The organism is Microbacterium sp. BF1 (genome assembly GCF_019279095.1).
Taxonomy (GTDB): domain Bacteria; phylum Actinomycetota; class Actinomycetes; order Actinomycetales; family Microbacteriaceae; genus Microbacterium; species Microbacterium maritypicum.
In genome coordinates, this window is the sequence record NZ_JAGYWT010000151.1 from 1 (window position 1) to 5401 (window position 5401).

Sequence of the window (5401 nt, forward strand, 5' to 3'; positions counted from 1 at the left end):
TGGCGCGGGCCGCCAGCGGGGAGCAGCTGCAGGCCGAGAGGGTATGGCTGTTCGACGGCAGGGGGCAGTGGCGTGCACTCGAGGTGAGCACGCAGTCGATGGCCAGTGCGGGCGAGGGGGAGGACATCACGCTCGTCGTGATCGACGACGTGACGGCCCTGCTCGAGGCCGATGAGGAGCGGCGCGCGTTCAACGCCGTGGTCTCCCATGAGCTGCGCAATCCGCTCACGGCGATCATCGGGCACGTCGACCTGCTCCGTGAGCGCGAAGACCTCCCCGGGCGCGTGCCGGCGCAGCTGGACATCATCGCGCACGCGGGCGAGCGCATGCAGGACCTGGTCGCGAGCATCCTCCAGCAGACGAGTCGCACCGCGCAGGAGCCGTTCGCCCCCGTGGACCTGCGAGAGGTCGTCGACGAGGCCGCAGCGTCGTACGCACCGGTCTTCTCTGGCAACCGGCAGGAGCTGGTCATCGCAGGAGCGACGAGCCTCGTGATCTCCGGCGATCCCTTCCGGCTGCGACAGGTGCTCGACAACCTCCTCAGCAACGCCGCCAAGTACACCCCGGCCGGCGGGCGCATCGACGTCGCGATCGACACGGCCGACACCGGTCAGGCGGAGGTCTCGATCATCGACAACGGGTTCGGGATGACGCCCGAAGAGCTGTCACGGGTGTTCGAGCCGTACTTCCGCGCGGAGCGGGCGGTGCGCGCCGGCATCAGCGGCACAGGGTTGGGTATGGGGATCGTGCGGGAGATCGTGGCTGCGCACGAAGGCAGCATCGACGTCTCGAGCGAGCGGGGGATCGGCACCCGCGTGACACTTCGATTCCCGCCGCGTTCCCCCGAGGAGGTACAGGCGTGAACCCTCTCGTTCCCGTCAACGTCGACATCACCACCAGCATGGTGGCCGTGGTCACGGTGCTCACGGTCATGGTCGTGGGGCTCGGCACGCTCGCCCGTCCGAGCAGGGCGACGGTGGCTTGGGGCGGCGCCTTCGGCCTGGGGATGCTCGGGGCCTACCTCTGGCTCGCCGGCCAGCAGACGGACATCGCGATGCTGCGCGGGGCGGCGTCCGCGCTCCTGCTGTGCTTCGAACCTCTGGTCTGGATCGGTCTGCGGATGCACTTCGGGCGGCGGGCCCGTCGGTGGCCGATCGTCCTGTTCGTCCTGGCCTCTCCCACCCTCCTGGTGACCACGGCCGGCACCGGCTGGTACATGCCCGCGTTCCAGCTCGTCTTCCTCGGCAGCGCCGTCTTCGCGGGTCTGGTGGCCTACGAGCTGCTGCGCGACGGATCGGCCGTCAGAGACATCGTGCTGCCGCTGGCTCTCGCGTCGTGCGGCTTCGTGGTGGTCGCCCTCGTGAGCGCCGCGACCGCGCTGGTCTCCGGTGGTGCCGGCACCGAGGCCCAACTGAGCGCACTGCGGGGGCTCAACGCGGTCGGCACCGTGGTGGTCAGCACCTGCGCGGCGTTCACCCTGGTGCTGCTGGTGCGATCGGAGCAGAAGAAGGACGCTGCCGGTGACATCGCCGAGCGGGCGCGTCGACGGCTGCGCAAGGCCGAGGCGCAGAGCGATCAGCCGTGGTCGATCCTGGACATCAGGCTGGACGATCCCGCCGACCTCCGTGAGGCGTCCACGGGGGCGGCGTTCGCCCTCATCGTCGATCGCTTCCACCAGGACATCGAGGAGACCCTGCCGGCGTCGGCCGATGCCGATCGGGTCGCAGACGGCCGTGCGATGGTCATCATCCGCGGCAGCGACGAGTCGGTTCGCCATCATCTGCGCGAGATCCTGACGCGCATCTCGGTGATCGACACCGAGACCGCGGTGATGGGCATCCGGTCGTCGGCGAGCATCGGTTGGGCGACCGCATCGGTGTTCGGCTACGACTATGACGCCCTCGTCACCGCGGCGGGCAGTGCGGCGGACAGAGCGCGAGCTGCCGGCGGCGACCAGTGGAAGCGGGCCACGGTGGCGGACCTGGCATCCGGCTGAGGTCGACCTTCGACTAGGAGGGTCGGGCTTCCCGGCCCCGAGCGAGGGCAGCGGCGATGGCCTCTTCCGCACCGGCATCGGTCTCGGCAGCGGCGGACACGTTCTCGGCGACGACGGCCTCGATGATCTCGGTGCGCTGGATGCGCGTCTCGCGGGGCGCCTTCACGCCGATCCGCACGCTGTCGCCCTTGATCTCGAGCAGCGTGATCTCGATGTCGCCGTCGATGCGCACGCTCTCACCGATCCGCCTCGTCAAAACCAGCATTCGTTCAGCCTAGTGCTGCGGGGACGACGCCGACCGCAGGAGCGGGGATGTCCCGCACGACCCCGACCGTCTCGATCGTGAGGGCGGCGGCGGTCGCCTCGGTGTAGGAGAGCACGGGAAGGCCGTCCGTCTGCGCCGAGACGAGGCGTCGCACGGCCGGCCGCAGAGACGGCGCGCACACCAGCACCGGCTCGCCGCCCTCGCGCACCGAGGACACGGCCTGTTTCACCGATTCGACCACGGCTTCCATGCGCTGCGGGTCGGCGCCTTCGAGGTTGATCATGGCGATCAGGGCACCGAACGCGAGGACCAGTCCGAGGATGAGAGACGGATCCATCAGAGACCGACCTCGGAAGCGGGGGCGTCTGAATCCGTTCCGGCGGTGCTGATCAGAGCGGCGGCCGTGGCGAGCACTCCGGCGCGGAACCGGGTGATCTGCGCGATCACGTCATCCATCGTCTCGGTGACCACGAAGGTCGCACCGTCGACCATGATGAGCGTCGTGTCCGGCGTTGCCTGGACACGTTCGATCAGGTCGGGGTTCACCGCGAACCGCGAACGGTTCAGGCGCGTGAGGATGATCATGGGCTCCATCCTGGAAAGATCCGTCCGCGTTCCGGGGAGCGCGGACCCGACGGCCCGTCCTGGGCTGTCGGAGGTGACTGTCGGCTGGAGGGCGTCAGCCGTTAGTCGTGCCCGTGGGGGAGGATCCCGTGAGGGAGGACGATCAGCGCTCGGCGAGGAGCTGGTCCCGCACCTGTCGACGCAGCACCTTGCCGATGAGGGAGCGGGGGAGGTCGTCGACGGCGGTGATGCGGCGCGGCACCTTGTACGGGGTGAGCCGGGTGCGGCAGAAGTCGCGCAGCGCGTCCACGTCGAGAGCAGCGCCGTCGCGGAGAACCACGGCGGCGGCGACCTCTTCCCCGCCATGAGGTCGCGGAAGACCCACGACCGCGGCGGCCACGACATCGGGGTGCGCGATGAGGGCGTCTTCCACCTCGCTCGGCGACACGTTGAAGCCGCCGGTGATGATGAGCTCCTTCAGGCGGTCGACGATGCTCACGAACCCGTCCGAGGAGACCTGGGCGATGTCGCCCGATCGGAGCCAGCCGTCCGGCAGCAGAGCGTCGGCCGTCTCGCCGGGCCGCCCCCAGTACCCCTGGAAGACCTGCGGGCCGCGGATGAGGAGTTCGCCGGGTTCTCCGGAGGGTACGTCGACCGTCGGGTCAGCGGGGTCGACGACGCGGATCTCCGTGCTCGGAAAGGGCACGCCGACGGTGCCGGGACGGCGGGTGGGACCCATCGGATTGCCGAGCGCGACCGGCGAGCTCTCGGTCATGCCGTAACCCTCCACGAGCAGACCGCCCGTCGCCTCCTCCCAGCGCTTCACGGTGGCCACCGGAAGGCTCATCGCTCCGGAGATCGCGAAGCGCACGGTCGAGAGGTCGATGGTCCCCCGGGAGGCTGCGCGGGCGAGAGCGTCATAGATCGGCGGCACAGCGGGAAGGAAGGTGGGAGGCGTCGAGCGCGCCGCCGCTGTGACCAGTCCCAGATCGAACGCGGGAAAGAGCACGAGCCGGGCCCCGATGCTCATCGCGAAGGTGAGGCACAGCGTCATCCCGTACGCGTGGAACAGCGGCAGCACACCGTAGAACGTCTCCTCGCCGTCGACGAGTCCCGGCACCCACGCTCGTCCCTGCATCGCGTTGGCCCGGAGGTTCGCGTGCGTGAGGATCGCTCCCTTCGGGACGCCCGTCGTTCCGCTCGTGTACTGCAACAGGGCGATGTCGTCGAGTGTCGGCGCCGGCACCCGCCCTGAGATCCGCCGGTGATCGGCGAGGCTCTTCCAGGTGACGAGGTGCCGCGCCTTCGGAGTGCCGGTGAGCTTCGCGCGGGCTTCGCGTGCCCGGGGCAGGGGCAGTCGCAGGGCGAGGCGCTTCGACAGCGGCATCGCCGCGGTGATGTCGACGCTCACGATGTGCTCGACCCTGACGTCGGTGGGGAATCCGGCGATCGTGTCGACGGCCTTGTCCCACACGATGGCGACGCGTGCGCCGTGATCCTCGAACTGGTGTCGCAGTTCGCGCGCGGTGTAGAGCGGGTTGTGCTCGACCACGATCGCACCCAATCGCAGGATCGCGTAGAACGCGACGACGTGCTGCGGGCAGTTCGGCAGCACCAGAGCGACGCGGTCGCCGGCACCGACCCCGAGCCGGCGCAGGCCCTCAGCGGCGCGCTCGACCTGCTCTCCGAGTTCCCGGTACGTGGTCACCGCTCCGAAGAAGTCCAGCGCCGGGCGTCGACCGAAGGCCTTCACGCTCGCCGACAGCATCTCCGGCAAGGTCTGCGACGGATCCTCGATCTGGGCGGGGACGCCCTCGGCGTAGGAATCGAGCCAGGGCCGGGAGGCGAGGGGAGAGTCGGGCATGTCTCCATCCTCCCCCGGGATCGCGTTTCGCGGGCGCTGTGCCTCAGCCGACGAACAGCAGGATGATCGACACGGCGACCGCGGCCGCGCCGACGCCGGCCAGGGTGATCCCGAGCACCTGGAGCGCATGGAGGAGGGGGCGTCGGGGTTCGAACCTCATCAGGCGCGGGTGTCGGGCGCTGATGAACGCGTCGGCGTCCTCCCTGCCACGCCAATGGACGGACTCCTCCGCCCGGAGCGGCCGCTCCCAGAAGTCGCCGGCGGTGAACCAGCGGGCGCGCGCCCGGCCGTCCTCCTCCTCGAGGATGACGACCTCGTGGGGCAGCCAGGGACCGTCGTGCACCTTCACCAGCAGCACGATCGTGAGCAGCGGGAGCCCGACACCGAGTCCGACCCATGAGAGGATCTCGGCGATCATTCCGACAGCATCGACCGCGTTCATGACCGCCTCCTTTCTCCCAGAGACGACAGTACCGGCGAAGTCGGGCGTCCTAAGCTGACGATGTTAACGAAGATGTGCGGAATGTGCAGGCGGCGCTGGCAACTATGACCGAGCATTGCCAGCCGGTGCGGCTGCCAATGCTATGGACGCTGGGGATCTTCCTCGTCCTGGCCGAGAACGGGCTGACACTCGCTCTGTCGTTGCAGTCCTGGCAGCTGTACGCCGGCGCGATGGCCGGTGCGGTGCTCGGCGCGCTCATCGGAGGAGCCG

Annotated in this window: 7 protein-coding genes; 2 read left to right on the top strand and 5 right to left on the bottom strand. The window is 69.5% G+C overall.

The genetic code is table 11. The features are described 5' to 3' along the window. The coding region (locus KZA10_RS07270; RefSeq protein WP_218682527.1) for a cell wall metabolism sensor histidine kinase WalK at positions 1-863 on the top strand (863 nt) is incomplete at its 5' end. Further along, on the top strand, positions 860-1996 hold the full coding sequence (locus tag KZA10_RS07275; RefSeq protein WP_141387868.1) for a hypothetical protein: 1137 nt from the start codon (positions 860-862) through the stop codon (positions 1994-1996). The genes KZA10_RS07270 and KZA10_RS07275, both read left to right, overlap by 4 nt. Before the next feature lie 13 nt (positions 1997-2009). Here the strand turns inward: KZA10_RS07275 and csrA are convergent, their stop codons facing one another. The 5 genes from csrA to KZA10_RS07300 all read right to left on the bottom strand — a co-directional run bounded on the left by csrA (position 2010) and on the right by KZA10_RS07300 (position 5131). Then, positions 2010-2261, bottom strand: a complete 252-nt coding sequence (csrA, locus tag KZA10_RS07280; protein ID WP_055870247.1) for a carbon storage regulator CsrA — start codon at positions 2259-2261, stop codon at positions 2010-2012. 4 nt (positions 2262-2265) lie between these two features. Further along, positions 2266-2598, bottom strand: coding sequence for an FHIPEP family type III secretion protein (locus KZA10_RS07285; protein ID WP_141387872.1), 333 nt, complete (start codon positions 2596-2598; stop codon positions 2266-2268). Beyond that, the gene (locus KZA10_RS07290; protein WP_055870268.1) at positions 2598-2846 is read right to left on the bottom strand and encodes a flagellar FlbD family protein; all 249 of its coding nucleotides are present in this window, start codon (positions 2844-2846) and stop codon (positions 2598-2600) included. The genes KZA10_RS07285 and KZA10_RS07290 overlap by 1 nt, the downstream gene beginning before the upstream one ends. A gap of 142 nt (positions 2847-2988) precedes the next feature. Then, positions 2989-4689 carry a long-chain-fatty-acid--CoA ligase gene (locus KZA10_RS07295; protein ID WP_218682528.1) on the bottom strand — a complete coding sequence of 567 codons (1701 nt, stop codon included), beginning with the start codon at positions 4687-4689 and terminating at the stop codon, positions 2989-2991. Positions 4690-4732: 43 nt separating this feature from the next. Next, positions 4733-5131 carry a hypothetical protein gene (locus KZA10_RS07300; RefSeq protein ID WP_055870274.1) on the bottom strand — a complete coding sequence of 133 codons (399 nt, stop codon included), beginning with the start codon at positions 5129-5131 and terminating at the stop codon, positions 4733-4735. Positions 5132-5401 lie beyond the last annotated feature (270 nt).

Bases quoted from the DNA above. Each gene is read 5' to 3' on its own strand.
- csrA (WP_055870247.1), bottom strand. From the start codon at position 2,261: ATGCTGGTTTTGACGAGGCGGATCGGTGAGAGCGTGCGCATCGACGGC.
- KZA10_RS07285 (WP_141387872.1), bottom strand. From the start codon at position 2,598: ATGGATCCGTCTCTCATCCTCGGACTGGTCCTCGCGTTCGGTGCCCTG.
- KZA10_RS07290 (WP_055870268.1), bottom strand. From the start codon at position 2,846: ATGATCATCCTCACGCGCCTGAACCGTTCGCGGTTCGCGGTGAACCCC.
- KZA10_RS07295 (WP_218682528.1), bottom strand. From the start codon at position 4,689: ATGCCCGACTCTCCCCTCGCCTCCCGGCCCTGGCTCGATTCCTACGCC.
- KZA10_RS07300 (WP_055870274.1), bottom strand. From the start codon at position 5,131: ATGAACGCGGTCGATGCTGTCGGAATGATCGCCGAGATCCTCTCATGG.